We start from the raw sequence: 25076 nt of genomic DNA, 5'->3' as shown, positions 1-25076 counted from the left end.
CAAGCGGGCTGTCATCCAATGTAGAGCCGCGCGCTAACCGACCTTCGAGCAGGGCAGCGCCGTCCCGCGGGGTGGCGCAGTAGCGCCGGTCGCCATTGGCGCGCCATCGGTCCGAGCGCCAATGGCGACGCGACGGGGGGCGGGTCGGCGCTGCCCGGCCTCTCGGCCGGGCGGGACATTCCGAGGGGAAGACGGAACGAGACAACTCCGAAAGCATACCGCAATAAATCAGGCAGGCGCGGCGATGGCCCACACACCTCCGGCGACGGCCCCCGTCCATGCCGTCACCAGACCGTCCCCGCCGCGATCTGCGCCCCCACCACTCCTCCGCAAGCACCCCCGTTGCCCCTCCCCCAATCGTCGCGAAACCGCCGCCGTGGCCCTCCTCAATTGCAACCACGCCGAAACGGGCCTATGTCCCAAGGCGACAGCGGTGCAAAGAGGCGGACGTGACCAACCATCTGCATAAGGGCGACCTTCCCGACGGGCTCGACCTCGGGCCTTCCGTGGCGATCGACTGCGAGACCATGGGCCTCGTGCCGGGCCGCGACCGGCTCTGCGTGGTGCAGCTCTCCTCGGGTGACGGTAACGCCCATATCGTGCAGATCGCCAAGGGCCAGACCCGCGCGCCCAACCTCGAGAAACTGCTGCTCGACCCGCAGGTGCTGAAGCTCTTCCACTATGGCCGCTTCGACATCGCCGCGATGTACAACGCCTTCGGCGCGCTTGCCGCCCCGGTCTATTGCACCAAGATCGCCAGCCGCATGGTGCGCACCTATACCGACCGGCACGGGCTGCGGAACCTGACCCAGGACCTGCTGGGCACCGACATCTCGAAGCAGCAGCAATCCAGCGACTGGGGCGCCGAGACGCTGACCCAGGCGCAGCTCGACTACGCCGCTTCGGACGTGCTCTACCTGCACCGGCTGAAGGCCGCGCTCGACATCCGCCTTGACCGCGAAGGCCGCACCGACCTTGCGCAGGCCTGTTTCGACTTCCTGCCGACGCGGGCCCTGCTGGACCTCGAAGGCTGGCCCGACACCGATATCTTCGCCCATACCTGAGAGGACCCGGCATGACCGACCACGAGACCTTCCTCGACACCGCCCGCCGCGTCATCCGCATCGAGGCCGATGCGCTGTCCCAGCTCGAAGCCTCGCTCGGAGAGAGCGTCGCGCAGGCCGTGGACCTGATGCTCAACGTCAAGGGCCGGGTCATCGTCAGCGGCATGGGCAAGTCCGGCCACATTGGGCGCAAGATCGCCGCCACGCTGGCCTCCACCGGGACGCCCGCGCAATTCGTCCACCCCGCAGAGGCCAGCCACGGCGACCTCGGGATGCTGACCAGTGACGACGTGGTGATCGTGCTGTCGAACTCCGGCGAAACCCCGGAACTGGCCGATGTGATCTCCTACACCCGTCGCTTCCGCATCCCGATGATCGGCGTCGCCAGCCGGCCCGAGTCGACCCTGCTGACGCAATCCGACGTGGCCATCGTGCTGCCCCGCGCCGAGGAAGCCTGTGGCACCGGCGTGGTGCCGACCTCCTCCACCACCATGACGCTGGCGCTTGGCGATGCATTGGCCGTGGCTTTGATGGAACACCGCCAGTTCACCGCCGAGCATTTCCGCAACTTCCACCCCGGCGGCAAGCTGGGCGCACAGCTGAGCCGGGTGCGCGACCTGATGCACGACGGCGAGGCCCTGCCGCTGGTCAAGGGCGACACGCCCATGTCCGAGGCGCTGCTGGAGATCTCCTCCAAGGGGTTCGGCGTGGTCGGCGTGGTCAATCCGGACGGTACCCTTGCCGGCATCGTCACCGATGGGGACCTGCGGCGCCACATGGACGGGCTGCTGTCCCATACGGCGGCGGAGGTCATGACGGCCAACCCGCGCACCATCGCCCCGGACGCCCTCGCTCAGGAAGCGGTGGCCGTGATGAACGAACGCAAGATCACCTGCCTCTTCGTCGTCGATCCGAAGGGCACGGCTGCGCCGCAGGGCCTGCTGCACATCCACGACTGCCTGCGCGTCGGTCTCGGCTGACATGGCCTGGCGCGAGGACCGCTATTCTCGCGTGATCGCCTGGCTCAAGGTGATCCTGCCGCTCGCGGCCCTCGGCCTGCTGTCGACGCTCTTCCTGCTGGCCCGCACCGTCGGGCCCTCTGCCGAACTGCCCTTCGCGGACACCGACCTGCAGGAGCGTATCCGCAACCAGCAGATCACCAACCCCACCTTCGCGGGCGCGACCGCGACGGGCGACCTGATCGCCTTCACCGCCGAGGTCGCGCGCCCCGATCCCGAAGGCCGCTCGCGGCTCAACGCGGATGTGGTGGACGCGCAGATCGACCTCAAGGCCGGGGCCCGGATCACCTTCCGCGCCGACAGCGGAAGCTTCGACGATCCGGCGGACCGGGCCGAACTGGCAGGCAATGTCGTGATCACCTCCTCCGAGGGGTATCGTATCGAAACCGAGGAACTGATCAGCGCGCTGCGGAGCATCGAGGCGGAAACCCCCGGTACCGTACGGGCCGAGGGCCCTCCGGGCAGGTTCACTGCCGGAAAGATGGTCCTGACGACCGCGACCAGCGGTTCGGACGCGCAATTGGTTTTCACCGACGGGGTTAAGCTGGTATATGACCCGCGAGGTAACGAGGACGATAGGCCGTGACCCTTCCCACCCGGGCCCGCAGGGCCCTCACCCCCGCCCTGATCCTGTCCGCCGCGCTGCTCCTGCTGCCGCAGGCCGGGATCGCGCAGGGCATCGCCTTCGGCAACGGACCCTCCGACACGCAGGCCCCGGTCGAGGTCGACGCGGACAGCCTGTCGGTCAGCCAGACGGACGGCACCGCGATCTTCAAGGGCAACGTGCTGGTGGTGCAGGGGCTGACCAAGCTCTCTGCCGATACGGTGACCGTGGTCTATGCCGAGGACCAGGGCGCGATCCAGGCGCTGCGTGCCGATGGCAACGTGCTGCTGGTCAGCGGCGAGGATGCGGCCGAGGCGAAACAGGCGGAATACGACATCGAGACCGGCGTGGTGACGATGAGTGGCGACGTGATGGTTGCACAGGGCCGCAGCACGCTTACATCCCAGTCCATGATCGTGAACCTCAAGACCGGAAACGCCGAGATGCAGGGCCGTGTGCGCACCGTGCTGCAAACCGGCAGCGAATGACCCATGGCCCCCGCCCCTGATCTGACCGTCACCGAGGGTGACCACGGCCTGCGCATCGAGAACCTGCGCAAGAGCTACAAGAAGCGCGTCGTGATTCGCGACGTGTCGATGCAGCTCGACCGCGGCGAGGTCGTGGCGCTGCTGGGGCCGAACGGCTGTGGCAAAACGACCACGTTCTATTCCATCGCCGGGCTGGTCCTGCCCGAGGGCGGCACCGTCAAGATCGACGGCCGCGAGGTGACCGGCCTGCCGATGTACCGGCGCGCCAAGTTGGGCATCGGCTACCTGCCGCAGGAGATGTCGATCTTCCGCGGCCTCTCGGTCGAGGACAACATCCTCGCCATTCTCGAGATCACCCACCGCGACACCCACAAGCGCCGCGAGCGGCTGGAAGAGCTGCTCTCGGAGTTCTCGATCGAGCATTTGCGCCGCGCGCCGGCGCTCGCGCTGTCGGGCGGGGAACGGCGCCGGGTCGAGATCGCCCGCTGCCTCGCGGCCGAGCCGCGCTACCTGCTGCTGGACGAGCCCTTCGCAGGCGTCGATCCGATCTCGGTCGGTGATATCCGGCACCTCGTGCAGGACCTCAAGAAACGTGGAATCGGCGTGCTGATCACCGACCACAACGTGCGCGAGACCCTCGAGATCGTGGACCGCGCCTATATCCTGCACGACGGCAAGATGCTGATGTCCGGGACCCCCGAAGACGTGGTTCAGAACGAAAATGTCCGCAGGGTGTACCTGGGCGATAATTTCCGTATTTCCTGAACCCGTTCCGTAACCCTTTCGTTATTGGCCCGAATTCGCCATCCCCCCGGCGGGATGCTGCAAGACGCTGCAAACCTTGCCTTCCGGATTCCGTTGACAGAACGCCGCAGAGTACTTTCATATGAAGGTATGACAGCATTGCGACACATGTCCGGCCTGCCCTGGCCCGCCACTGCGGGAAAGGCAGGTTTTTTCATGTCCGGGCCTGCCGCAACGCTGTCCATCCGCAGCATTCGGACCTGAGCGGCCCGGCGGATCGACCGCCGGACGACGCCCGAATTGTCAAGTGAAGGAGACAGGATGCGCTACGAAATCACCGGCAAACAGATCGACATTGGCGATGCGCTGCAAACGCACGTGAAGGCCGAACTGAGCGAAGCCGTGGCCAAGTATTCCCAGCGACCCACCGATGCGGTCGTCGTCTTTTCCAAACACGCGCACGAATACGTCTGCGAAGCGACCGTGCACCTGTCCACCGGGCTGACCGCCCAGGCCAGTGCCAAGTCGACCGAGATCTACGGCGCCTTCGACAAATGTTGCGAACGGATGGAGAAACAGCTGCGCCGCTACAAGCGCCGGTTGAAGGACCATCACCGCGACAGGACCGAGCCGGTTGAAATCTTCGGAGGGTCCTCGTATATCCTCGCCTCGGATCAGGACGACGAGGAGTCGGACGACGCAACGCTGCAGCCGATCATCGTGGCCGAGATGGAAACCCGTATTCCATCCCTCTCTGTCGGAGAGGCGGTCATGCAGATGGAGCTTGCCGGTGCGCCGGTTCTCGTGTTCCGCCACGAAGGCAAGAACGGATTGAACGTGGTGTACCGCCGGGATGACGGCAACATCGGTTGGATCGATCCACGCAGTTGAGGTGATCGGGAGCAGACGCCCCGGCGAGAAGTTCGGAGCGAGTGAGTTTTGATGGATCTTTCGGGTATCCTGAAGCCCGGGGCAGTGAAAGTCATTGCCTCGGCCTCCAGCAAGAAGCGGCTGCTGCATGATCTCGGCGATCTGGCCCATGGGGCCTATGGTCTGCCGGCGGATGCGGTCGTCGAAGCCTTGCAGGAGCGGGAAAGCCTCGGTCCCACGGGCGTGGGCCACGGTGTGGCCCTGCCCCACGCGCGCCTCGACCAGCTCGACAGCGTTGCGGGGGCCTTCATCCTGCTGGAGAAGCCCGTCGACTTCGACGCGGTGGACCGGCAGCCGGTGGATCTCGTCTTTGCGCTCTTCGCCCCGCTCGACGCGGGCGTCACCCATCTGAAGGCCCTGGCCCTGGTGTCGCGCACCCTGCGCGACGCCAACCTCCGCAAGAAGCTGCGCGCCAACCCGGATGCCGCGACGCTCTACGCGATCCTGACCACCGATCAGGGCGTGCAGGCCGCCTGAGCCTGACCCTGCCGCGCGGGCCCTGCCCGTGCCTACTATCCTCACTGACCGTTTCTGGCGGCGCGCAACGGCGCGGCCATGCCCGGAATTTTCAAAAATTCCGGTCCGTTTTCTTCGAAGAAAACGGTTAGCCCCGCGGGCGGCATGCGCCCATCAAGCGGCGCGTGGTGTCGAGAGGGCGCAGGCCACGCCGCGTCAGACGGGCGAGGCCGGATCGAAGCCGAAGATCATGTAATCCCGCTGGTAGATCTCTGCGCAGAGCGCGGCGAGCTCCGCATCCGCAACCTCGGCGAGCGGATAGGGCGCATCGCCCTCCGCCGCCAGAGGCTCCACCGGTGCCGGATGCCCCAGACGCCGGGCAAGCGCCGGCAGTTCGGTCGTCAACTCCTCCTCGCGCAGGATCAGGTCCGGCAGGGCGAAGAGCCCCATGCTTTCCACCGTCCCGGCCTGCGTCGCAAAGGCCGACTCCTGCCGCACGGTGGTCTGGCCCGCCAGATTGGCCTTGAGGAAGTCGAGGAACCCCCGGAAGGCCGCGCGGTGCTGCTCCAGCGGATAGTCCGCCGCCTCCATGTCCGCCGGGATCGGCAGGTTGTAGCGCTTGCGCAGCACGCGCCGGATCTCGCCAAAGCGGTTCGGCCCCGGCATCAGGATACGCTCGCAGAAGACGGCATGGGCGCGCACCAGCGGGTGACGCACCACGGTGAAGCTGCGATGCCCCGGGCGGGCCCGCTTCCACTGGCGCAGGCTCTTCTGCGTGAAGGCCCCGGGCAGGTCCTCTGCCGCCACGCCCTCCAGCGCCGCCAGCCAGCCGCGCACGCGGTCCTCCAGCCCGTTGCGCACCGGCAGGTAGAGCAGCGGCGTGGTGGTCCCCGCCACATACTCCGGCACCCGAGCGCCGCGCCGGGGCTCGAAGTTGGGGGTGCGGTTCAGGTTGAACCGGTCCAGCCGCGCCAGTGCCGCTTCCAGCCCGTCGAAATCCTCGACCTTCTGGTCCAGCGGCTCGGGGTTCTGGCGCTTCAGCTTGCTGTCGAGCGACTCCAGCTTGTCCTTCTGGCCGAGGAAGGCGCCAAGGCCGTTCATCACATCGAGGCTCTGCAGGTCGTCGTAGTCCACGTAGAAGGCCGTCTGCCCGGTCACCTGAAGCGCGTTCATCACCCGGATCTGGAAGCTTTGCAGCGTCTCGAGGTGGGCCTCGAACTCCACCGGGTCGAAATCGACCTTGCTCTCCTTGCGGCGGCGCACATCGGTCAGCTTCCACTGGTCGGTGGCGCGGGCGATCTTCCAGCTGACATAGCTGTCGACCGGGTTCCGCGTCAGGATGATCTTGGCGCAGCGCGGATCGGGCAGGGCCACGTCCAGCACACGCGGGTCATGGTCATGGAAGAAGCGGAAGCCCGCGAGGCCGTGATCCGCCTTCACCGCGTCCAACAGCCGCTGCGGCGCCTGCTGCCGCTCGTCCAGCGTCAGGCCCAGCAGGGTCTCGTTCTTGGGATAGCCGATGAAGACCGGATTGAAGGCCTCGCCGTGACAGGTCAGCCCGGGAAAGGCATTCAGGTTCGCCTCAAGGAAGTTCGAGCCGGTCCGCATCTCTGCGAGGACGATGAAATAGTCGAAACGGGCCATGGATCACTTCCGCACGAGATAGGGCTTCTTGCCGGGTTTCGGGGGGATACGCCCGCCGGTCGGGTCGATCGGGAAATCGCCGGTCAGATAGGGGTGCATCCCCTGATTCTTGAGGTTCTGCAGGAAGTGACCAAAGCCCTTGAGATCGCACATGGTCGGCGCCTCGGCCAGCCGGCGGGGGGTCTTGGCCCCGATCTCGTCGATGACCAGTTGCAGCGGCTCCATCGGGGATTCCACGAATTCCGACAGCGTCCAGACCCGGATGCGGGCCTTGGCGAAGGGCGAATGCAGCGCGTCGAGGAACCGGGACTCGATCCGCTGCAACTCGGCCGCATCGGCGCGGATGTCGGGGAAATCCCGGTTCGAGCGGAAGAGCGGCAGCGCCCAGGCCCCGCTGATCACGCTGATCTGCGCATTGGGGTCCTTGGCCATGTCCCAGATCAGCGCCTGATTATCGCGCGGCCCGAACTGGAAGCACTGACGCTCGCCCCGCGTGTTCCACAGCAGGTTGGTCAGGAAGTCCCGCGGCCGGTAGTCCCGCGCGGCCGGGCTGTCGGACAGGGCCCCCGCCATGTAGCGCTGATGATCGGCGAACTGGACCTCTTCCGGCGCAAAGAGATGCCCATGCACCCGCGTGCCCGTGGCACGCTGGAGCCAATGGTCGAAATCCTCGAAGAGTTCGGCAAAGCCCTGAAACACGGAATACTTGTCCGCGGTCAGGCCGTTTTCCCAGCCGTCGCGGGGATAGCGGCTCTGCATGTAAAGGCCGGTGCGGCCCCGGGTCCGGCGCTGCACCGCCTTGGAGAACACCCGGTCGATCTTGCCGGGGTTCGGCTCCGTGCGGCGCTGCTCGCCGTTGGGCGCGGAGAGGAGCACGCGATAGAGCTTGTCCGCATGGGGCCAGATCTTGCGCGCCACGAAACAGTCCGACCGGTGCAGAAGCTGCAGGTGATCGTCGTAGAAGATATGCGGCTTGCCCTGGAAATCGAACTTGCTCAGCGTCAGGGAACGGCTTTCGATATTGGTCGCATAGAGCCGGGCAAGCGACTGGAAGTAGCTCTCATCGGGGATCCAGACCCGCTTGAAGTAGCGGTCATAGGCCTCCCGGTCGGGATCGTTCAGGATCGCAGAGAGCGTCTGCCGCGTCAGGCACCACCATTGCGAGCCCATGTGCGGGACGATGCCGTTCGGGATCCGGCGACGCATCCGCAGGCGTCTTTGCAGCTTCACGTAGCCATCGAAGAGGACGCGGTGCTTCTTCCACGAGAAGGGGAACCGCAGGGTGAACCGCTCTGCATCCAGCCCGCCCACCGTCCAGGGCACATCCGCCGTCGTGGCGCTTTCGATGAAGTCGGTGCGCGGGCGGTCTGCCAGATACTCGATCAACTCCTGCACCGGGCGGAGCGGCAGGCAGGAGCCGGAGGCGAGGTAGACATGCCGCACGTCCGGGAAATCGGCCAGCATCCGCTCCGAGGCTTCCTGCGTGGCGGCCACGATGCCCCAGGTGCCCCATTCGCAGCGGTGCCGCTGGACGAAGCGCACGTTTTCCACGTCCGACAGCGCCTTGCGGAACGCGCCATAGGTCTTGGCGCTGACATTCCGGTCGGCATGGATCACCACGGGACAGCCCGCGGCGGCCCAGTGGCGCGCCACCTGTTCGGCCCGGTTCAGGGCCGTGTGCACCAGCATGATGATGCCAACGCCCGCCGTCATGCCCAGTTGCCCTTGGACATGAGGCCGAGGATCTCAAGCTGGCGCCAGTTGATGTACTTCTCGGACCAGTTGCACCACAGGTCCGGGTCATCCTTCAGCGTATCCGCATAGGCCCGGTATTCGACCGAGGCGGCATAGTGCTGCTTGCGCTGCAACTCCTCCTTGGCCTTGGTGTTGAACGTGTCGAGGAACTTTGTGTGCAGCAGCACGCCCGAGGCCTTCTCGCCCCCGAACTCGTCGAAGACCTGGTTCAGCCCGCGCGGCAGCAGCATGTGGGTCGAGGAGACATAGGCGTACTTCCGGTCCCATTTCACCAGCGGGATCTTGTTCAGCGCCGGGGCCTTGGCGGGCGCCTCGGGGAAGAAGACCCGCATCCGGGGGCCGCCCTGTATCCAGAGGTTCCCGTAGCGGTGGTTCTTGGCGAAGGTGTAGTTGCCCGCGTCGAACCAGCTGGCGATCTCCAGCGGGTCCTGCCCCGGCGTATAGGGCTGCGCGTCCAGCCGCCCCTTGGGATACATGTCCAGCAGCATCGCCGAGAAAGACTTGATCGACGAGGCGTCGAGCCAGTCGCAGAGCGCGGGCAAGGGCCGGGTATCGCAGAACGGGTAGACGAGGAATTCATCCGGATCGACCACCAGCGTCCAGTGGCCGTGGCCGTATTTCATCTGCAGCCAGTTCAGCCAATCGACACCGAAGCGCGCCCGCTTGTAGCCCGCCTGCGTGGTCCAGACGGAACAATCGGCCTGCTGCGCGAGGTAGTCGGCAGAGCCATCGGTGCTGTCGTTGTCCACGAAGAGGAAGTGGCTGACGCCCATCTCGCGGTAGTACTGCAGGAAATAGGGCAGCCGCACCTGCTCGTTCCGCAGGGTCGAGAAGACGAGGATATCGCGGGACCGGATGCGGCGCGTCTTGTCCGACAGCACGCGCAGTTCCCGCCTCTTGCGGAATGCGCGGATCAGCCAGCGTTTCCGCTGGAGCCGCAGGCGATATGACGAAGCGATACTCACACCCTCAGCAAACTGCTCCGGAGCAGGGTTACCATCGGGTTTGCCATATCAGGTCATCTTTAAGACGGTCTTGAAGTGATCCTGCCATGTCGGCGGCGTGTAATCCGGCGCGGCCCGCGGTGTCTCTGCGACATTTTCTAGTTCTTGGACCCATGAATAGACATCGTCCATGGGCAGGTAAACGGGAATATCTCCCAGAACCTCGCGTGTGACCGGGAGGTCGCAACAAAATATGGGGCAGCCAAGGGCGGCGGCCTCGATCAGCGGCAGGCCGAACCCCTCGGCGAAGGACGGGAAGACAAGGCCCCGCGCGCCCTCCAGCAGCGCCGCCACGGCGCCATCCGTGAGGCCCGGCCATTCCTCCACCGCCGCGCCCTCGGCCTTCATCCGGTCAAGCGTGGCAAAGGTCTCCTCGTTGCGCCAGCCGCGCGCGCCGCAGATCAGCAGCCGCGCCCCATCGCGGGGCATCTTCTGCCAGATGTCGAGGAGGAGCGCGTGGTTCTTGCGCGGCTCCACCGTGCCGAGGGCGACGAAATAGGGCTGCGCGGGCGGCAGGCCTTCCGGCAGGTCCCCGGCGCGCGGGGTCGAAAGGTCGAGCCCCAGATGCGCCACCACGCCCGGCGGAATGCGCCCCATGGGCGTCAGGTGACGTTCCACCGCCGCCCGCGTCGCGGCGGAGTTGTAGATCAGCAGGTCGGCCCCGTTGCCCGCCAGCTTCAGCATCCGGTGGAAACGCTCCACCGTTCCCGCCCGCTGGAACTGCGGAAAGTCGAGCGGGATCGTGTCGTGCAGCAGCACGCTCACCCGTCCCTGCCTGCGCCGCACGGCGCTGATCACACGGGCGCTGAGGGCGCTGTGGCCGGTGTTGAGGTAGACAAGCCCGTTGGGCAGATGCCGCAGCAGCCAGCCGAGGGCGATGCGTGGCGCCTTGGCAATGGCGAGGCGGCGCAGGTCGGACTGCGCCCGCCCCTGCCAGAGGTCGAGCCTGCGTGACAGACGGGCCAGCGTGTCCCGCCGGCCCCAGGGCGCATGGCCATCAACACGGTCGAGAATGGCGCTGAGGCCATCGCGATCCAGCAGGACATAGCCCCCCGCCACCTTGGCCAGGCCATAGACGGGGGTGTCGAGGGTCAGAAGATGGGAGAGATAGGCACGCTCCACCCGGTCCACGCCCGTGAGGACGCGGCCGGCGCGGCTGGCAAGACGGGTGATGTCCAGCAGCCGCGCAGGGGGGTTATTTGTCGTAGTGCCCAGTCTGGTGCCACCGCCATGCGTCGCTGATCATAGTCTGCAACGTAGACCGATCAGGCGTCCAGCCCAGTTCCTCCACCGCGCGGGTGGAGCCGGAGACCAGCTTGGTGCAGTCGCCGGGGCGACGGTCGCCCTCGTTGTAGGGCACGTCCATGTTGGTGACGGAGCGGGAGTGATCAATCACCTCGCGGACGGAGAAACCCGATCCGGTGCCGAGGTTGAAGATCCGGCTGCCCTTGCCCTCTTCCAGCCATTTCAGGCCGAGAACATGGGCATCGACGAGGTCACAGACGTGGACGTAATCGCGGATGCAGGTGCCGTCCGGCGTCTCGTAATCCGTGCCGAAGATGGTCAGCGCGTCACGCTTGCCGGCAATCGCGTCCAGCATCAGCGGGATCAGGTGCGTCTCAGGCTGGTGGAACTCGCCCACCTCGGCCTCGGGGTCGGCACCGGCCACGTTGAAGTAGCGGAAGATCACGCTCTCCAGCCCGCTCGACGCGCCGAAGTCCCGCAGGATGTCCTCGATCGCGCGCTTGGAGCCGCCATAGGCGTTGATCGGATACTGGGCCGAGCTCTCGTTCAGCACCACGTTGTCCTGATCGCCGTAGGTCGCGCAGGTGGAGGAGAAGACGAAGTTCTTCACCCCTGCCGCCACCGTCGCCTCGATCAGGGTGAGCGAGGACAGCACGTTGGCGCGCCAGTACATGCCGGGATCGCGCATGCTCTCGCCGACCTGGCTGAGGGCCGCGAAATGCATCACGGCCGCCGGTTTGTATTTCTCAAAGACTTCGTCGAGACGCGCCCGATCGGACAGTTCGCCCTTTTCGAGGGGCCCGAACTTCACCGCGTCCTCCCAGCCGGTCAGAAGGCTGTCGTAGGTGACGGGAGTGTAGCCAGCCCGCTTGAGGGCCTTGCAGGCGTGCGAGCCGATGTAGCCCGCGCCGCCTGTCACAAGGATATTCGTCATACGTACAGAACTTTCGAAGTCTTACTGGGCCGCTTTGTCCATGTGGACGATATCCTGGATGAAGCCCATCAGGTCATCGCGAAGTTCCGGGCGCGACAGGCCGAAGGAGACAGTCGCCTGCAGGAAGCCAGCCTTGGAGCCGCAGTCGAACCGCTGGCCCTGGAAGCGGAAGCCGTGCACGCCTTCGCCGTCGATTTCCTTGGCGATCGCATCGGTCAGCTGGATCTCGCCGCCGGCGCCGGTCTGCTTCTGCTCGAGGTTCTCGAGAACCTTGGGCGTCAGGATGTAGCGGCCGATCACGGCGAGGTTCGAGGGCGCTTCCTCGGCCTTGGGCTTTTCGACCATGCCGGTCACTTCGACCATGTTGCCGTGGTCTGCGCCGGTGGCCAGGATGCCGTAGGAGCTGGTCTTTTCGCGCGGCACTTCCATGGCGGCGACAATGTTGCTCGGCTTTTCCTCGTAGGCTTCGACCATCTGCTGCAGGCAGGGCTTCTCGGCGGCGATCACGTCATCGGGCAGGATGACCGCGAAGGGCTCGTTGCCGATCATGCGGCGGGCACACCACACCGCGTGGCCGAGGCCGAGCGGCTTGTGCTGACGGATGTAGGCAATCGCGCCGCTGTCCATGTTGGTGTCTTCGAGGGTCTTGAGCAGGTCGGTCTTGCCCTTGCGCTCAAGCTCGGCCTCGAGCGAGGGCGAATGGTCGAAGTAGTCTTCCAGCGCGGACTTGCCGCGCGACGTCACGAAAATGAATTCCTTGATGCCCGCGGCACGAGCTTCGTCAATTGCGTATTGGATGAGCGGGCGGTCAACCAGCGTCATGATCTCTTTCGGGACCGACTTGGTCGCGGGCAGAAAACGCGTGCCCAGACCTGCGACCGGGAACACCGCCTTCGTCACCTTATTTGTCATCTCAATTCCTCACAGACTGCCAAAATTTTATGCCCCAGTACCTCGGGTCCTAAACCCAGACGTTAACATCCAAGCAAAGGCAAGCAAACGCTCCTTCGGTGATAACAGGGGCCCAAAGGTATTGTTCCGCGGAATATCGCTGGTCAGTGGCGTTTTTCAACCAGTATTCAACTGTTTCCACGCTGCCAGGAAACGCGTCGCACCTCGCGCTCCAACCTTGACGCGAACGTCGCGGGCTGAACGGCCCGCCCCGAGCGAGTGCTGCGCCCCCAGAGACCGCCGCTCTGGACCCAGATCCCCGGCGCCTCCAGACGCACCTGATGGTAGAGCGTGGTGTGTGAAAATAGGAAAAGCGAGACGATCTTGCCCTCCGCGGCCCGCGCAGCGGCGGCCCGCCGCAGGCGTCCGCCCTCCCAGACCCGCCCGGCCAGCACCTCTGCCCCGCGCGCACGCGTAAAAAACGGGCGGAAGCCTTCCCTTGCATGGGGAATCGCGGGCATCGGCACCGGCCGGCGGGCAGCCCCCTCCTCCCGCCCGGCATCGAAACTGGCCAGCAGGCGCTTCACGTCGCGCGGTTCCAGCCGCCCCGCCACCATGTGACGCAGCGCGTTCTGCCGCTCCTCGCGCCGCAGATCGGACCAGAGCGCCGGCTGCGCGTCCTTCGGACAATAGCGCCCGAGGTAGACCGCGAGGCTCGCCGCCTTTTCGGACAGGTCACGCGGGGCCCGGTCCGCCCGGCGCCGCGACGAGGGCGCATAGGCGTGGTGGACCTCGGCCAGCGGAACGATCGCCGTCAGCTGGTCTGTCCGCGCGAGGCGCATGTTCAGGTCGGTCTCGTCGAGGAAGAACCGGTAGGACGGATCGAACCCGCCGATTCGGGCCAGCAGATCGCGCCGCACCGCCATGTTGGTGCCCTCGGTCTTGATGGCCCGGCCCTGCGCCGGACGCAGCAGCGTAACCTGCGCCGGGTCGACATCCAGCGGCCGCGCCTGCGCAGCGCCATCCACGCTGCGGGCCCGGTACTGGAAGGTGATCCCGTTGCGGCCCCGCACGAAGCCGCCCGCCGCGCCCACCTCGGCGCGGGCGAAGGGCGCCGCGAGATGGGCCAGCCACATCGGTTCGGGCACCGCATCGTCGTCGATGAAGGCCACGACCTCGCCCGCCGCCTGCGCGATGCCTGCATTGCGCGCGGCACTGATGTTGGGGGTCTCGAACGGGACGGTCTTGACCAGATCGGCCAGCCCGGCCTCGGCCACCGCGGCCAGTCCCGCGGCGTCGGCCACCACGACGATTTCATAGGCGTCGTAGAAGAGGAAGCTCAGCCCCGCGAGGCAGAGCTTGAGACGATCCGGTCGGCCGCGGCTGACCACCACGACACTGACCGGAAGGTCATTCATTCCATGCCCATCTCGGCCATCATGGCTTCGAGGCGGGGCACATCGGAGGGATTGTTCAGCTCCCAGAACTGGCGCCCGCGGGCCTCCACCTCAACGCAGAGCACGGGATGGCCCTGCTCGAGGAAGCGCAGCTGCTCCAGCCCTTCCAGCCCTTCCAGCGGGCCGGGCGTCCATGCCGGATAGGCGGCAAGCGCATCGGGCCGGTAGGCATAGACACCGACGTGGTGGAACACGGGCGTCTCGGCCTCGTCGGCGTAGACCTCGGAGGTATAGGGGATCACTTCCTTGGAGAAGTAGAGCCCGTGCCGGTTGGCGTCGAACACCGCGGTGGTGCCGCCGACACGACCGGCCTTGCGGTCTTCGAGGAAGCCGTTCAGCGCCCGGCCGTCGCAGCGCAGCACCGGCGTGGCGATGCTGGCGCCCGGATCGGCCAGAAGCCCCTTCACGAGGTCCTCGACGAACCAGCTGGGCGTCAGCGGCGCATCGCCCTGCAGGTTCACCACGACGTCGTAGCCGCCACCGAGGACCGCATGGGCCTCGGCGCAGCGTTCGGTGCCGTTGGCGCAGGCAGGCGAGGTCATTACGACCTCTGCCCCGAAGGCCTGCGCCGCGGCTTCGATCCGTTCATCGTCGGTCGCCACCACCACGCGGTCCACGCCCTGCACCTGGCAGGCCGCTTCCCACGAGCGCTGGACGAGGCTCTTGGCCGCGCCCGAAGCGCCCTTCAGTTCGACAAGCGGCTTGCCCGGGTAGCGGGTCGAGGCATAGCGCGCGGGAATGGCGACAAGAACGGACATCAGGCGGGCTTCAGCTCAACGTTGGGTGCATAGGCGATGAAGAAGGGGTTGGCGAAGCCTTCCTTGCCGTAGACCAGCGGGGAGTGGTCGTCGAAGCGCACGACCTTGCCACCGGCTCCGCCCAGAACGGCATGACCTGCGGCCGTGTCCCACTCCATCGTGCGGCCCACGCGGGGGTAGATGTCGGCCTCGCCGGTCGCCACGAGGCAGAACTTCAGCGAGGACCCCGCGCTCTTGGTGTCGGCCACGGCGTATTTGTTGATGTAATCGTCGGTCGCCTGATCGCGGTGCGACTTGGAGGCCACCACGCGCAGCGCGCCGTTGTCCGCATCCGCGACCTTGATCGGGGTCAGCGCACCAACGGTGCCGACCACGAAGGGCGCGGCCTCCTCGTAGGTGGTGCCTTCGGCGTCGGTAAAGAACATGCGGTCCTTTGCGGGGGCATAGACCACGCCGCGCACCGGCACGCCATCGACGACGTAGGCGATGTTCACGGTGAAATCGCCGCGACGTTGGACGAATTCCTTGGTGCCGTCGAGCGGGTCAACGATCAGGAAGGTCGAGGCCTGCACACCATGGGTCGCCGCCTGTTCCTCGGTGATGAGGGTCACGTCCGGGAAGGCTGCGCGCAGACCGGCCGAGATCAGCGCATCGGCCTTCTCGTCTGCCTCGGTCACCGGGCTGTCATCGGACTTCGCCTTCACGTCGAAATCATCGGCGTTGTAGACCTGCATGATGACCTCACCGGCCTGAATGGCGAGGTCCCGCATGACGGTGGCAAGCTTTTCGTAATCCAAAACGATCAATCTCCGGAGATGCTGTGTTCAAGACGCCGGTTCCGTTGAAAAATCGGCGCCACATCGTTATGCTGAACGCCACGAAGAAGAGCAAGACCACCTTGTCCGACCGGCAAGGTCCGGCACAAGGCAGCGGCTGATCCGGTCACCGGGCGGGCGCAAGGGCACAGTGACAGGCAGAGCGGAGCGGCCTCCATGTTTCAGCACCGGCGCACGGGGACGCGGCTGCAATCCGCCGTCACGATCCTTGAGCTGATCTACCACGCCACGGTGCGCAACGTGCGCAAGGGCCATGCCAACGCGATGATGTCCATCGTGATGAACATGATTCAGGTCGCGGTCTTCATCCTCGCCTTCTACATCATGTTCTCGCTTCTGGGGCTGCGCTCCTCGGCGATCCGGGGCGATTTCCTGCTCTACATCATGTCCGGCGTGTTCCTCTATATGACCCACGCCAAGACACTGGGCGCGGTCGTGGGGTCCGAGGGGCCCGCCTCGCCGATGATGCAGCACGCGCCGATGAACACGGTGATTTCCATCGCCGCCGCCGCGCTTTCCACGCTCTATGTTCAGGTGCTCTCGCTCTTCCTGATCCTCTTCATCTACGACGTGGTGCACACGCGCTTCACCATCGACCGCCCGATCGCGGCCTTCGGCTGCCTTCTGATCGCGTGGTTCACCGGCATCGCCCTTGGCCTGTTGCTGCTGGCGATCAAGCCGTGGTTCCCGACGTTCGTGAAGATCTTCACCACCGTCTACCAGCGGGCCAACATGATCGCCTCGGGCAAGATGTTCGTGGCCAACCAGCTGCCCGCCTACATGCTGGCGATGTTCGACTGGAACCCCCTGTTCCACACCATCGACCAGTCGCGCGGCTTCGTCTTCATCAACTATTCACCGCGCTATTCGTCGATCGAGTACCCGATCTATGTCGGGATCGCCTTTCTCATGGTGGGGCTGATGGCCGAGTTCTACACCCGGCGTCACGCCTCCGTTTCGTGGAACGCCAAGCGATGAAACGGTTTTTCCTGTCACTTGCCCTGATGCTCACCCCCGCGGGGCTGTTGGCGCAGGAGGGGTTTCCCGCGCTCTACGACGTCAGCGGCGTGGCCGCCAACGACGTGCTGAACATGCGCGCAGCACCCGATCCCTCTGCCCCCATCGTGGGCACGCTGGCACCCGACGCCACCGGGATCGAGGCGGTGCAGGCCGACGCGGACAGTGGATGGCTGCGGGTCAACAGCGGCGAAACGGCAGGCTGGGCCTCGCCCGCCTACCTCACCCGCCAGCCCGGACAGCCGGACGGCACGCAGCCCGCGCTGACCCGCTGCTTCGGGACAGAGCCGTTCTGGTCGCTGATGCCCGCAGGTGCGGGCTGGACCTTCCAGCAGGCCGGCGGGGCCGCGACCTTCCTGCCCTCCGGCTGGCAGGGCACGGCCGCCGGGCGGTCCGACCGCTATGCCACGATCCTGCTGGCCGGCAAGGGCGCGGACGTGGCAGGCACCATCGTCGTCGGGCGCGACATCTGCAGCGACGGCATGTCGGACCGGCTCTATGGCCTGACCGTCGACATGATCCTCACCGGCGACCTCGGCCCGGCGCATTACGCGGGCTGCTGCTCCATCGCCCCCTGAGGGCTCAGTCCACCACGCGGCAGGTCAGGTTGATCCGCCCGCCTTTCGGCAGCAGCCGCGAGGATTTGAAGCGGATGCGGTCCACCCCGTGATGCAGCAGCCGCGCCGGGCCGCCCATCAGCACCACATCGCCGGATTCGAGCCAGATCGATTCCGTCTTGCCGCCGCGCTCCTCGTTGCCGACGCGGAAAAGCCCGTCGTCGCCCAGCGAGACCGAGAGCACCGGCCATGTGAAATCCGCCTCGTCCCGGTCCTGATGCAGGCCCATACGCGCGGTTTCGCCGTAGTAGTTGATCAGGCAGCAATCGGGCGTCCGCTCCAGCCCGGTCACATCGCGCCAGATCGTCAGCACCTCCTGCGGGATCGGCGGCCAGCCCATGCCCTCGGGGTGGGTCTCGGCATAGCGGTAGCCGCGCCGGTCCGAGTACCAGCCGTATTTCCCCGCCGAGGTCATCCGCACCGACATCTTCTTGCCCCAGCGGGTCTCCGGCGAAAACAGCGGCGCGGCCTTCAGCACCGGCCGCAAAGCGCCGATCAGGGCCTTCTGCGCCGCGTCGTCGAGGTACTCCTTGTGGATTTCAAAGCCGCGCAGCGTGATTTTCGCCGCCATTCCGCTCGCCTTCCCCGGGGTTTTGCGCCCGATGTGAAAAATGCGGCATTTTCGCCACTTCCCCCTCCGCGCAATGCTTGCAGGGCCATTCGGGCCTTCTTATATACGCCCAGAAGCGTGGCGGACAGGGCATTGCCTGCGCACTGAACGCCACCCCTCGAACCGGGGTGGGGATGCCGTAACGGGTCCGCGCCTCGCCACATCGCCTTAGTGAAAGGGATCGAAAAACATGTCGAAAGTTATCGGTATCGACCTCGGCACCACCAACAGCTGCGTCGCCATCATGGACGGTTCGCAGCCCAAAGTGATCGAGAACTCCGAAGGGGCCCGCACGACGCCCTCGATCGTCGCCTTCACGGATGAAGAGCGTCTGGTCGGTCAGTCGGCAAAACGTCAGGCCGTCACGAACGCCGCCAACACCATCTTCGGTGTGAAGCGTCTGATCGGTCGTCGCAACGACGACGCGGACCTCGCGAAAGACAAGAAAAACCTGCCGTACAATGTCATCGACAGCGGCAACGGCGACGCATGGGTCGAAGCCAAGGGTGAGAAGTATTCGCCCAGCCAGATCTCGGCCTTCATCCTCGGCAAGATGAAAGAGACCGCGGAGTCCTACCTCGGCGAGGAAGTGACCCAGGCCGTCATCACCGTGCCCGCCTACTTCAACGACGCCCAGCGTCAGGCCACCAAGGACGCCGGCAAGATCGCCGGCCTCGAAGTGCTGCGGATCATCAACGAACCGACGGCAGCGGCCTTGGCCTATGGTCTCGACAAGGAAAACACCCACACGATCGCGGTCTATGACCTCGGCGGCGGTACCTTCGACGTGACCATCCTGGAAATCGACGACGGCCTCTTCGAAGTGAAATCCACCAACGGGGACACCTTCCTCGGCGGTGAAGACTTCGACATGCGCATCGTGAACTACCTTGCTGACGAGTTCAAAAAGGAACACGGCGTCGACCTGACCAAGGACAAGATGGCTCTGCAGCGCCTGAAGGAAGCCGCAGAGAAGGCCAAGATCGAACTGTCGAGCTCCTCGCAGACCGAGATCAACCAGCCGTTCATCTCGATGGACCCGAAAGGCGGCCAACCGCTGCACCTCGTGATGAAGCTCTCCCGCGCCAAGCTGGAAAGCCTCGTCGGCGACCTGATCAAGGCTTCGATGAAGCCCTGCCAGGCAGCCCTGAAAGACGCCGGTCTGACCACCTCGGACATCGACGAAGTCGTTCTCGTCGGCGGTATGACCCGGATGCCGAAAGTCATCGAAGAGGTGACCAAGTTCTTCGGCAAGGAACCCCACAAGGGTGTGAACCCCGATGAGGTCGTGGCCCTCGGCGCCGCCATTCAGGCCGGTGTTCTGCAAGGCGACGTGAAGGACGTGGTCCTGCTCGACGTGACCCCGCTGTCGCTGGGGATCGAGACGCTGGGTGGCGTGTTCACCCGCCTGATCGACCGCAACACGACGATCCCGACCAAGAAGTCCCAGGTCTTCTCGACCGCCGAGGACAACCAGAACGCCGTGACGATCCGCGTGTTCCAGGGTGAACGCGAGATGGCTGCCGACAACAAGATGCTCGGCCAGTTCAACCTCGAGGACATCCCGCCCGCACCGCGCGGCATGCCGCAGATCGAAGTGACCTTCGACATCGACGCGAACGGCATCGTGAACGTGTCCGCCAAGGACAAGGGCACGGGCCGCGAGCAGAAGATCACCATCCAGGCATCTGGTGGCCTCTCGGACGAGGACATCGAGAAAATGGTCAAGGAAGCCGAAGCCAACGCAGAGGCCGACAAGGGCCGCCGCGAGCTGGTCGAGGCGAAGAACCAGGCCGAGAGCCTCATCCACTCGACCGAGAAGGCCGTGGAAGAGCATGGCAGCAAGGTGGACCCGTCCACCGTCGAAGCCATCGAGCTGGCCATCGCCGCGCTGAAGGACGAACTGGAAACCGAGAATGCCGACAAGATCAAGTCCGGCATCCAGAACGTCACCGAAGCCTCCATGCGTCTGGGTGAAGCCATCTACAAGGCCAGCCAGGAAGAGAGCGGCGACGAGCCGACCGCGGCAGACCATGAGCCGAGCGGCTCGGCTGACGACGATGACATCGTCGACGCCGACTTCGAGGACCTGGACGACAACAAGCGTGCCTAAGGGCAGCTGAGGAACCTCTGGGGCCGGTCCGCCATTCCGGCGGGCCGGCCCTATCTGTTCCGTAAAAGGGGGTAAACCCAGTGGCAAAACGTGATTACTACGACGTTCTGGGCGTCCAGAAGGGCGCCTCGGCGGACGAAATCAAGAAAGCCTACCGCGGCAAGGCCAAGGAACTGCACCCCGACCGCAACTCCGACAACCCGAACGCCGAAGAGCAGTTCAAGGAAGTCAACGAAGCCTATGACGTCCTCAAGGACGCCGACAAGAAAGCCGCCTATGACCGCTTCGGTCACGGCGCCTTCGACGGCTCCATGGGCGGGGGTCCGCGCCGGGGTGGCGCCGGGGCCCAGGGCGATTTCGCCTCTGCCTTCTCCGACGTGTTCGACGACCTCTTCGGTGACTTCATGGGCCAGCAGGGCCGTGGGGGTGGCCGGCAGCGGGCGGCACGCGGCTCGGACCTGCGCTATAACCTGCGCGTGACGCTGGAAGAGGCCTATTCCGGGCTTCAGAAGACGATCAACGTTCCGACCTCGGTCGCTTGTGGCGAATGCTCGGGCACCGGTGCGGAAGGCGGGGCCGAACCCACGACCTGTCCGACCTGTTCCGGCATGGGCAAGGTGCGCGCGCAGCAGGGCTTCTTCACGGTGGAACGGACCTGTCCCACCTGTAGCGGCCTCGGCCAGATCATCAAGAACCCCTGCAAGGTCTGCCATGGGCAGGGCCGCGTCGAACGCGACCGCTCGCTCTCGGTGAACATCCCTGCGGGCGTCGAGACCGGCACCCGTATCCGGCTGGCCGGCGAGGGTGAGGCCGGGATGCGCGGTGGCCCGTCGGGCGATCTCTACATCTTCGTGGAGGTCCGGCCGCATGAGCTGTTCCAGCGCGAGGGCAACAACCTCTACTGCCGCGTGCCGGTGGCGATGAGCACGGCCGCGCTTGGCGGTGACATCGAGGTGCCGACGATCGACGGCGGACGCTCGCGGGTGAAGATCCCCGAGGGCAGCCAGTCCGGCCGCCAGATGCGCCTGCGTGGCAAGGGCATGCCCAACCTGCGCGGCGGCGGCAGCGGTGACATGTTCATCGAACTGGCCGTCGAGACCCCGGTGAACCTCACCGCGCGTCAGAAGGAACTGCTGCGGGAGTTCTCGGCCCAGTCCGAGCATAACAACCCGGAAAGCAACAGCTTCTTCTCCTCGGTGAAGACCTTCTGGGACAACATGAAGGGCTGACGCCCGGCCCGGACAGACACCGGGAAACGACAGGACAAGGGCGGGGTTAACCCGCCCTTAACCATTTCATGGCGAGGCTGCGCCATGACCACGCCGCCGCACCACCTCTCCGAAGCTTCGCTGCCGCTCTTCGAGGGCCAGACCGCCACCCCGGCGGGAGGATCGGCACAGCCGCCCTCCTACATACGCGACCATCGCAAGCGCCTGCGCGAGAGGCTGCTGCAGGGCGGGCCCGAGGCGATGCCGGACTACGAGATCCTCGAAATGGTCCTCTTCCGTGCCAATGCCCGTGCCGACATGAAGCCGCTGGCCCGCCGCCTGCTGGAGGTCTTCGGCGACTTCAACCGCGTGGTCACGGCGTCGGAGGAACGGCTGCTGCAGGTGGAGGGCGTCGGCGCCGCCGTGGTGGCCGAGTTGAAGCTGATCGAGGGCGCGGCGGCCCGGCTGGCGCGCTCGCGGGTGATGCGCAGGCACGTGATCTCCTCCTGGGATGCGGTGGTCGACTACTGCCACACCACCATGGCCCACCGCGAGACGGAGCAGTTCCGCGTCCTCTACCTCGACCGCAAGAACATCCTCATCGCCGACGAGGCGCAGGCCCGCGGCACGGTGGACCATGTGCCGGTCTACCCGCGCGAGGTGGTGAAACGCGCGCTGGAGTTGAACGCCTCGGCGCTCATCCTGGTGCACAACCATCCCTCGGGCGATCCGACGCCCTCGCAGGAGGATATCGCCATGACGCGCCAGATCGACGAGGCGGCGCAGGTGCTGGGGCTGACACTGCATGACCACCTGATCGTGGGCAAATCGCGCGAGGTCTCGCTGAAGGCCGAGGGCTATCTCTAGCGCAGCCAGACCTCGACCCGGCGGTTCACCTGCCGGCCCCAGGCGCTGTCGTCGCAGGCCATGGGCATCGCCTCGCCAAAGGCCTCGACCGAGAGCTGCGTGCGCGTGGGATCGAAGGTTTCGGCGGCCGTGACGATGGCGTCATAGACCACCTGCGCCCGGCGCTGCGCGATTTCGCGGTTCGGCCCGGCCGGGCCCTCGCCATCCGAGAAGCCCACGAAAAGCAGCTCGCGCCCGTCGTAATCCCCGCTCTCCAGCGCATCGGCCAGTTGCAGGATGTTGGAGCGCGACTGCGCATCGAGGTCGGAGGACCCGGCCTCGATGCGGAAGGAGGTCGTCAGCCGCTTCATCGGCGTCAGCCGCCCGACCATGCGCTGCAACTCCTGCAGGGGCACTTCCTCGCCCGCGCGCGCGATGGCATTGGCGAAACGGTCGCCCTGCATGTTGATCGGCACCTCTTCCGGCGCCTGATCCACGTAGCCCACCCGCCGGATCACCAGCTGCGCGGCGGAGGACCTTGTATAGGCGAGGAACTCGCGCCCCAGCTTGGGCAGGCGCCGGGCAGGAAGGTAGAGGAAGACGGGCAGCACCAGCGGGTAGTCCTCGGTCTTGGCGTTGCGCCGGGTCGGCCGCAGGGTGAAACCGCAGGCGCCGGAGAGTGCCACGGGCACGGCCTCGCGCAGCTCCGACAGGCTGATCACGCCAAGGGCAAAGGGATCGCGCATCACCGCGCGGATCAGCAGCGCATCACTGTCATGCCGGGTCGCCCCGGGCGAGAGCGCCTCGCCCACGGGGGAGAGGAGGCGGTCCACCGTCGCCTGACCAAAGCCGGAGGCCCCGTCGCGCAGATGCACGTCGATGGGCGCATCGGGCCCGCCAAGCTGTTGCCAGTTCGTCACCTTGCCCGCCAGCACATCCGACAGCTGCGGCACCGTCAGAGCCGTCACCGGGTTGCCCGGGGCGACGATGGGCACCAGCGCATCCAGCGCCAGCACCCGGGACCGGCCCACGCTGCGCAGATCGCCCATGCCCGCATCCTGCGCGCGCTCCCGCTCGTCCGGGCGCATCTCGCGCAGGGCCATGACCATGTCGGCCTCGTTGGCCAGCAGGTCGGCAAAGCCCTCGTCGGTGTTGGAAGAATGAATGCGGAAGACGCCCGCGATGCGGTCGCCCTCGGTCAGGCGGTACTCCGTCCGCGTCGGCTCGAGGTCCTTGCGCTCCACCGTGTAGCCGTATTTCAGGCCAAAGCCCTCGATCAGCGCAGGCAGCAGGACGCGACCCATGGCGGCGGCACCCGACAGCTCCAGCTCGGCCACGTAGGAGGTGAGGTCGGGACAGCCGGGCCCGTCACAGATGACGCCGGAACTGTCCACCGTCAGCTCGCCATAGAGCGTGTCGACGCGGTAGTATTCCCCGTCGAAGCCAAGCAGCGTGCCCGACACCTCGACAGAGCCGTCGCGGGACAGGAAGGTGACGTCCTGCGCCGCCGCCTGACCGATGCCAAGGGATTGTCCAAAAAGGAAAAGTGCGGCGAGGATCGCCGCACGATGCTTGATCATGTCCTGCCCCGAGGATTGCTCAGTTGCGGGCGATCTTCAGGTCATTCACGAGGTTTTTCAACAGCAGATAGTCCCCCGCGGCGGAACATTCCGGCATGTCGAGCACGAGATCCTGAACCACGGGCGCGGCGCCTTCGTGGACCTGCAGGGATTGCGCGTCGAGTTCCTGCGCGCAGTTGGCGGCGGTCACCTCGGCCTCGACCGAGAGGTCGATGTCCCCCTCGCGGGCAGCGGTCGCCGTCGGGAAGGTATAGACCTCGGCCAGTTGCGCCTCCGCGATCGAGGGATCGCCCAGCTTGGTCAGGAACCCACCTTCGCCGCGGGCGGCGACGGTCAGGTCGCGAGGGGCATCGGCCCAGACATGGCCAGCCTCGCCGTAATGGGCGCCGTATTCCAGCGCGTGCAGGTGCAGACCCTCGGCGCCTTTCCATTGCACCACGGCCCGGTCGTAGAAGATCAGCGAGTCGACGTCGACCATCGCCACGGCGCTGTCCCCGGCGGCGAAGGACGCGATGTAGAGCGCGGTTTCGGTCAGCGCGGGCGCCTCGGCTTCAAGATGCCCATCGGCATCGGTGGCGAGGGTGAACATCAGCCCGGAATGGTGGAAGGTCACACGTTCGTTCGGCAGGCAGGGCGCGTCGAGGACGAGGTGCACCATGGCTGCGGCGCGCTGTTCGGCCTGCAGGGCGACCTCGCAGACCGGGGCGGCTGCATCCTTGTCCGAGGCGGCCTCTGCCGGGGTGTCTGTCGGCGTGGTGTCGGGCGCAGGCTTGGCGATCGGCTCCATCAGCTCGCCGACAGGGGTGCCCAGCGTCGGCTTGGCCGGGGCCGGATCCTCGGCCAGTGCGATATCGTAGGCGGCTGCGGCAGTGTCCATGGCAGGCACCAAGGCAGGTACCACTGCGGGCGCCTCCGGGGCGGCCTCGGCGGCCGCACGGTTCACGCCCTCCTCGGGCAGGGCCGAGACATGGGAAATGTCGGACAGCACCACAGGCGCGCTCGGTGCCGGTGCGGCGGGGATCGGCAGCATAGACTGGGCCGTCACCGGCTGCGCCGCCGCCAGTTGCGTCGGGCCGTGCCCACCGCCACCGAACCCGTTCTGCATCACGTAACCGGCGGAGATCGCCGCGACAAAGGCCGCGCCAGCGACGACATATCTGTTCATACCTGCCATAGCATCAGCCTCCACACAGGTTCACTGTTTGGAAACAAACTGATCTGCAATAGCGGCCAGTTTAAGGCGCAGGCGTGGAGTC

24 protein-coding genes are annotated in these 25076 nt (G+C 66.1%); 12 read left to right on the top strand and 12 right to left on the bottom strand.

What is annotated here, in order from left to right; genetic code table 11:
• Positions 1-449 precede the first annotated feature (449 nt).
• The 7 genes from LCM32_RS08270 to LCM32_RS08240 all read left to right on the top strand — a co-directional run bounded on the left by LCM32_RS08270 (position 450) and on the right by LCM32_RS08240 (position 5326).
• Entirely contained in the window at positions 450-1064 is a 615-nt protein-coding gene (locus LCM32_RS08270) for a ribonuclease D (RefSeq protein ID WP_224820584.1), read from the top strand.
• 11 nt (positions 1065-1075) lie between these two features.
• Positions 1076-2044, top strand: coding sequence for a KpsF/GutQ family sugar-phosphate isomerase (locus tag LCM32_RS08265; RefSeq protein ID WP_224820583.1), 969 nt, complete (start codon positions 1076-1078; stop codon positions 2042-2044).
• Position 2045: 1 nt separating this feature from the next.
• Positions 2046-2669 (top strand): LPS export ABC transporter periplasmic protein LptC, encoded by a 624-nt coding sequence (gene lptC, locus LCM32_RS08260; RefSeq protein WP_224820582.1) that lies wholly within the window; start codon positions 2046-2048, stop codon positions 2667-2669.
• Positions 2666-3175 (top strand): lipopolysaccharide transport periplasmic protein LptA, encoded by a 510-nt coding sequence (lptA, locus tag LCM32_RS08255; protein WP_224820581.1) that lies wholly within the window; start codon positions 2666-2668, stop codon positions 3173-3175. The genes lptC and lptA overlap by 4 nt, the downstream gene beginning before the upstream one ends.
• Positions 3176-3178: 3 nt before the next feature.
• Positions 3179-3940 carry an LPS export ABC transporter ATP-binding protein gene (gene lptB / locus LCM32_RS08250; RefSeq protein ID WP_224820580.1) on the top strand — a complete coding sequence of 254 codons (762 nt, stop codon included), beginning with the start codon at positions 3179-3181 and terminating at the stop codon, positions 3938-3940.
• A 300-nt stretch (positions 3941-4240) separates the two neighbouring features.
• Positions 4241-4810, top strand: coding sequence for a ribosome hibernation-promoting factor, HPF/YfiA family (gene hpf / locus LCM32_RS08245; RefSeq protein WP_224820579.1), 570 nt, complete (start codon positions 4241-4243; stop codon positions 4808-4810).
• A 51-nt stretch (positions 4811-4861) separates the two neighbouring features.
• On the top strand, positions 4862-5326 hold the full coding sequence (locus tag LCM32_RS08240; RefSeq protein ID WP_224820578.1) for a PTS sugar transporter subunit IIA: 465 nt from the start codon (positions 4862-4864) through the stop codon (positions 5324-5326).
• 195 nt (positions 5327-5521) lie between these two features.
• Here LCM32_RS08240 and LCM32_RS08235 read toward each other — a convergent pair whose 3' ends face one another.
• The 9 genes from LCM32_RS08235 to cysQ all read right to left on the bottom strand — a co-directional run bounded on the left by LCM32_RS08235 (position 5522) and on the right by cysQ (position 15790).
• Positions 5522-6949, bottom strand: a complete 1428-nt coding sequence (locus LCM32_RS08235) for a nodulation protein NodH (RefSeq protein WP_224820577.1) — start codon at positions 6947-6949, stop codon at positions 5522-5524.
• A gap of 3 nt (positions 6950-6952) precedes the next feature.
• Positions 6953-8662 (bottom strand): beta-1,6-N-acetylglucosaminyltransferase, encoded by a 1710-nt coding sequence (locus LCM32_RS08230; protein ID WP_224820576.1) that lies wholly within the window; start codon positions 8660-8662, stop codon positions 6953-6955.
• Complete coding sequence (locus LCM32_RS08225; protein WP_224820575.1) at positions 8659-9669, bottom strand: glycosyltransferase family 2 protein; 1011 nt, start codon at positions 9667-9669, stop codon at positions 8659-8661. The genes LCM32_RS08230 and LCM32_RS08225 overlap by 4 nt, the downstream gene beginning before the upstream one ends.
• 48 nt (positions 9670-9717) lie before the next feature.
• Complete coding sequence (locus tag LCM32_RS08220) at positions 9718-10839, bottom strand: glycosyltransferase family 4 protein (RefSeq protein WP_224820574.1); 1122 nt, start codon at positions 10837-10839, stop codon at positions 9718-9720.
• A 64-nt stretch (positions 10840-10903) separates the two neighbouring features.
• On the bottom strand, positions 10904-11887 hold the full coding sequence (gene galE / locus LCM32_RS08215; RefSeq protein ID WP_224820573.1) for a UDP-glucose 4-epimerase GalE: 984 nt from the start codon (positions 11885-11887) through the stop codon (positions 10904-10906).
• Between the two features lie 21 nt (positions 11888-11908).
• A complete protein-coding gene (gene galU / locus LCM32_RS08210) occupies positions 11909-12799 on the bottom strand; it encodes a UTP--glucose-1-phosphate uridylyltransferase GalU (RefSeq protein WP_224820572.1) in 891 nt (296 codons plus the stop codon).
• Positions 12800-12966: 167 nt separating this feature from the next.
• Positions 12967-14196, bottom strand: a complete 1230-nt coding sequence (locus tag LCM32_RS08205) for a glycosyltransferase family 2 protein (protein WP_224820571.1) — start codon at positions 14194-14196, stop codon at positions 12967-12969.
• Complete coding sequence (locus LCM32_RS08200) at positions 14193-14993, bottom strand: 3-deoxy-manno-octulosonate cytidylyltransferase (RefSeq protein WP_224820570.1); 801 nt, start codon at positions 14991-14993, stop codon at positions 14193-14195. Before LCM32_RS08200 ends, LCM32_RS08205 begins: the two co-directional genes overlap by 4 nt.
• On the bottom strand, positions 14993-15790 hold the full coding sequence (cysQ, locus tag LCM32_RS08195) for a 3'(2'),5'-bisphosphate nucleotidase CysQ (protein WP_224820569.1): 798 nt from the start codon (positions 15788-15790) through the stop codon (positions 14993-14995). The genes LCM32_RS08200 and cysQ overlap by 1 nt, the downstream gene beginning before the upstream one ends.
• A gap of 195 nt (positions 15791-15985) precedes the next feature.
• Here cysQ and LCM32_RS08190 point away from each other — a divergent pair, with 195 nt between their 5' ends.
• Both LCM32_RS08190 and LCM32_RS08185 read left to right on the top strand, forming a co-directional pair.
• Positions 15986-16807: an ABC transporter permease gene (locus LCM32_RS08190; RefSeq protein WP_224820568.1), complete on the top strand. Its 822-nt coding sequence runs from the start codon at positions 15986-15988 to the stop codon at positions 16805-16807.
• Positions 16804-17424: an SH3 domain-containing protein gene (locus tag LCM32_RS08185; RefSeq protein WP_224820567.1), complete on the top strand. Its 621-nt coding sequence runs from the start codon at positions 16804-16806 to the stop codon at positions 17422-17424. The genes LCM32_RS08190 and LCM32_RS08185 overlap by 4 nt, the downstream gene beginning before the upstream one ends.
• A 4-nt stretch (positions 17425-17428) precedes the next feature.
• On the opposite strand, the gene LCM32_RS08180 is transcribed toward LCM32_RS08185, so the two are convergent.
• Positions 17429-18034, bottom strand: a complete 606-nt coding sequence (locus tag LCM32_RS08180) for an alpha-ketoglutarate-dependent dioxygenase AlkB family protein (RefSeq protein ID WP_224820566.1) — start codon at positions 18032-18034, stop codon at positions 17429-17431.
• 229 nt (positions 18035-18263) lie between these two features.
• Here LCM32_RS08180 and dnaK point away from each other — a divergent pair, with 229 nt between their 5' ends.
• The 3 genes from dnaK to radC all read left to right on the top strand — a co-directional run bounded on the left by dnaK (position 18264) and on the right by radC (position 22261).
• On the top strand, positions 18264-20186 hold the full coding sequence (gene dnaK / locus LCM32_RS08175) for a molecular chaperone DnaK (RefSeq protein ID WP_224820565.1): 1923 nt from the start codon (positions 18264-18266) through the stop codon (positions 20184-20186).
• 80 nt (positions 20187-20266) lie between these two features.
• The gene (gene dnaJ / locus LCM32_RS08170) at positions 20267-21415 is read left to right on the top strand and encodes a molecular chaperone DnaJ (protein WP_224820564.1); all 1149 of its coding nucleotides are present in this window, start codon (positions 20267-20269) and stop codon (positions 21413-21415) included.
• An 84-nt stretch (positions 21416-21499) separates the two neighbouring features.
• Entirely contained in the window at positions 21500-22261 is a 762-nt protein-coding gene (gene radC / locus LCM32_RS08165; protein ID WP_224820563.1) for a RadC family protein, read from the top strand.
• Here the strand turns inward: radC and LCM32_RS08160 are convergent.
• Together LCM32_RS08160 and LCM32_RS08155 are read right to left on the bottom strand one after the other, a co-directional pair.
• Positions 22258-23820: a substrate-binding domain-containing protein gene (locus LCM32_RS08160; RefSeq protein ID WP_224820562.1), complete on the bottom strand. Its 1563-nt coding sequence runs from the start codon at positions 23818-23820 to the stop codon at positions 22258-22260. The two genes, radC and LCM32_RS08160, sit on opposite strands and share 4 nt — an antisense overlap.
• 19 nt (positions 23821-23839) lie before the next feature.
• Entirely contained in the window at positions 23840-24985 is a 1146-nt protein-coding gene (locus LCM32_RS08155) for a hypothetical protein (RefSeq protein ID WP_224820561.1), read from the bottom strand.
• Positions 24986-25076: the final 91 nt, after the last annotated feature.

It is taken from the genome of Pseudooceanicola nanhaiensis (assembly GCF_020171315.1).
Taxonomy (GTDB): Bacteria; Pseudomonadota; Alphaproteobacteria; order Rhodobacterales; family Rhodobacteraceae; genus Pseudooceanicola; species Pseudooceanicola nanhaiensis_A.
Note: the sequence above shows the minus strand (reverse complement) of the source record. Positions and strands in the feature narration are given on the sequence as shown.

Coding starts and splice junctions, on each gene's coding strand:
- LCM32_RS08265 (WP_224820583.1), top strand. CDS start 1,076: ATGACCGACCACGAGACCTTCCTCGACACCGCCCGCCGCGTCATCCGC.
- lptC (WP_224820582.1), top strand. CDS start 2,046: ATGGCCTGGCGCGAGGACCGCTATTCTCGCGTGATCGCCTGGCTCAAG.
- lptB (WP_224820580.1), top strand. CDS start 3,179: ATGGCCCCCGCCCCTGATCTGACCGTCACCGAGGGTGACCACGGCCTG.
- hpf (WP_224820579.1), top strand. CDS start 4,241: ATGCGCTACGAAATCACCGGCAAACAGATCGACATTGGCGATGCGCTG.
- LCM32_RS08240 (WP_224820578.1), top strand. CDS start 4,862: ATGGATCTTTCGGGTATCCTGAAGCCCGGGGCAGTGAAAGTCATTGCC.
- LCM32_RS08235 (WP_224820577.1), bottom strand. CDS start 6,949: ATGGCCCGTTTCGACTATTTCATCGTCCTCGCAGAGATGCGGACCGGC.
- LCM32_RS08230 (WP_224820576.1), bottom strand. CDS start 8,662: ATGACGGCGGGCGTTGGCATCATCATGCTGGTGCACACGGCCCTGAAC.
- galE (WP_224820573.1), bottom strand. CDS start 11,887: ATGACGAATATCCTTGTGACAGGCGGCGCGGGCTACATCGGCTCGCAC.
- galU (WP_224820572.1), bottom strand. CDS start 12,799: ATGACAAATAAGGTGACGAAGGCGGTGTTCCCGGTCGCAGGTCTGGGC.
- LCM32_RS08205 (WP_224820571.1), bottom strand. CDS start 14,196: ATGAATGACCTTCCGGTCAGTGTCGTGGTGGTCAGCCGCGGCCGACCG.
- LCM32_RS08200 (WP_224820570.1), bottom strand. CDS start 14,993: ATGTCCGTTCTTGTCGCCATTCCCGCGCGCTATGCCTCGACCCGCTAC.
- LCM32_RS08190 (WP_224820568.1), top strand. CDS start 15,986: ATGTTTCAGCACCGGCGCACGGGGACGCGGCTGCAATCCGCCGTCACG.
- LCM32_RS08185 (WP_224820567.1), top strand. CDS start 16,804: ATGAAACGGTTTTTCCTGTCACTTGCCCTGATGCTCACCCCCGCGGGG.
- LCM32_RS08180 (WP_224820566.1), bottom strand. CDS start 18,034: ATGGCGGCGAAAATCACGCTGCGCGGCTTTGAAATCCACAAGGAGTAC.
- dnaK (WP_224820565.1), top strand. CDS start 18,264: ATGTCGAAAGTTATCGGTATCGACCTCGGCACCACCAACAGCTGCGTC.
- radC (WP_224820563.1), top strand. CDS start 21,500: ATGACCACGCCGCCGCACCACCTCTCCGAAGCTTCGCTGCCGCTCTTC.
- LCM32_RS08160 (WP_224820562.1), bottom strand. CDS start 23,820: ATGATCAAGCATCGTGCGGCGATCCTCGCCGCACTTTTCCTTTTTGGA.
- LCM32_RS08155 (WP_224820561.1), bottom strand. CDS start 24,985: ATGAACAGATATGTCGTCGCTGGCGCGGCCTTTGTCGCGGCGATCTCC.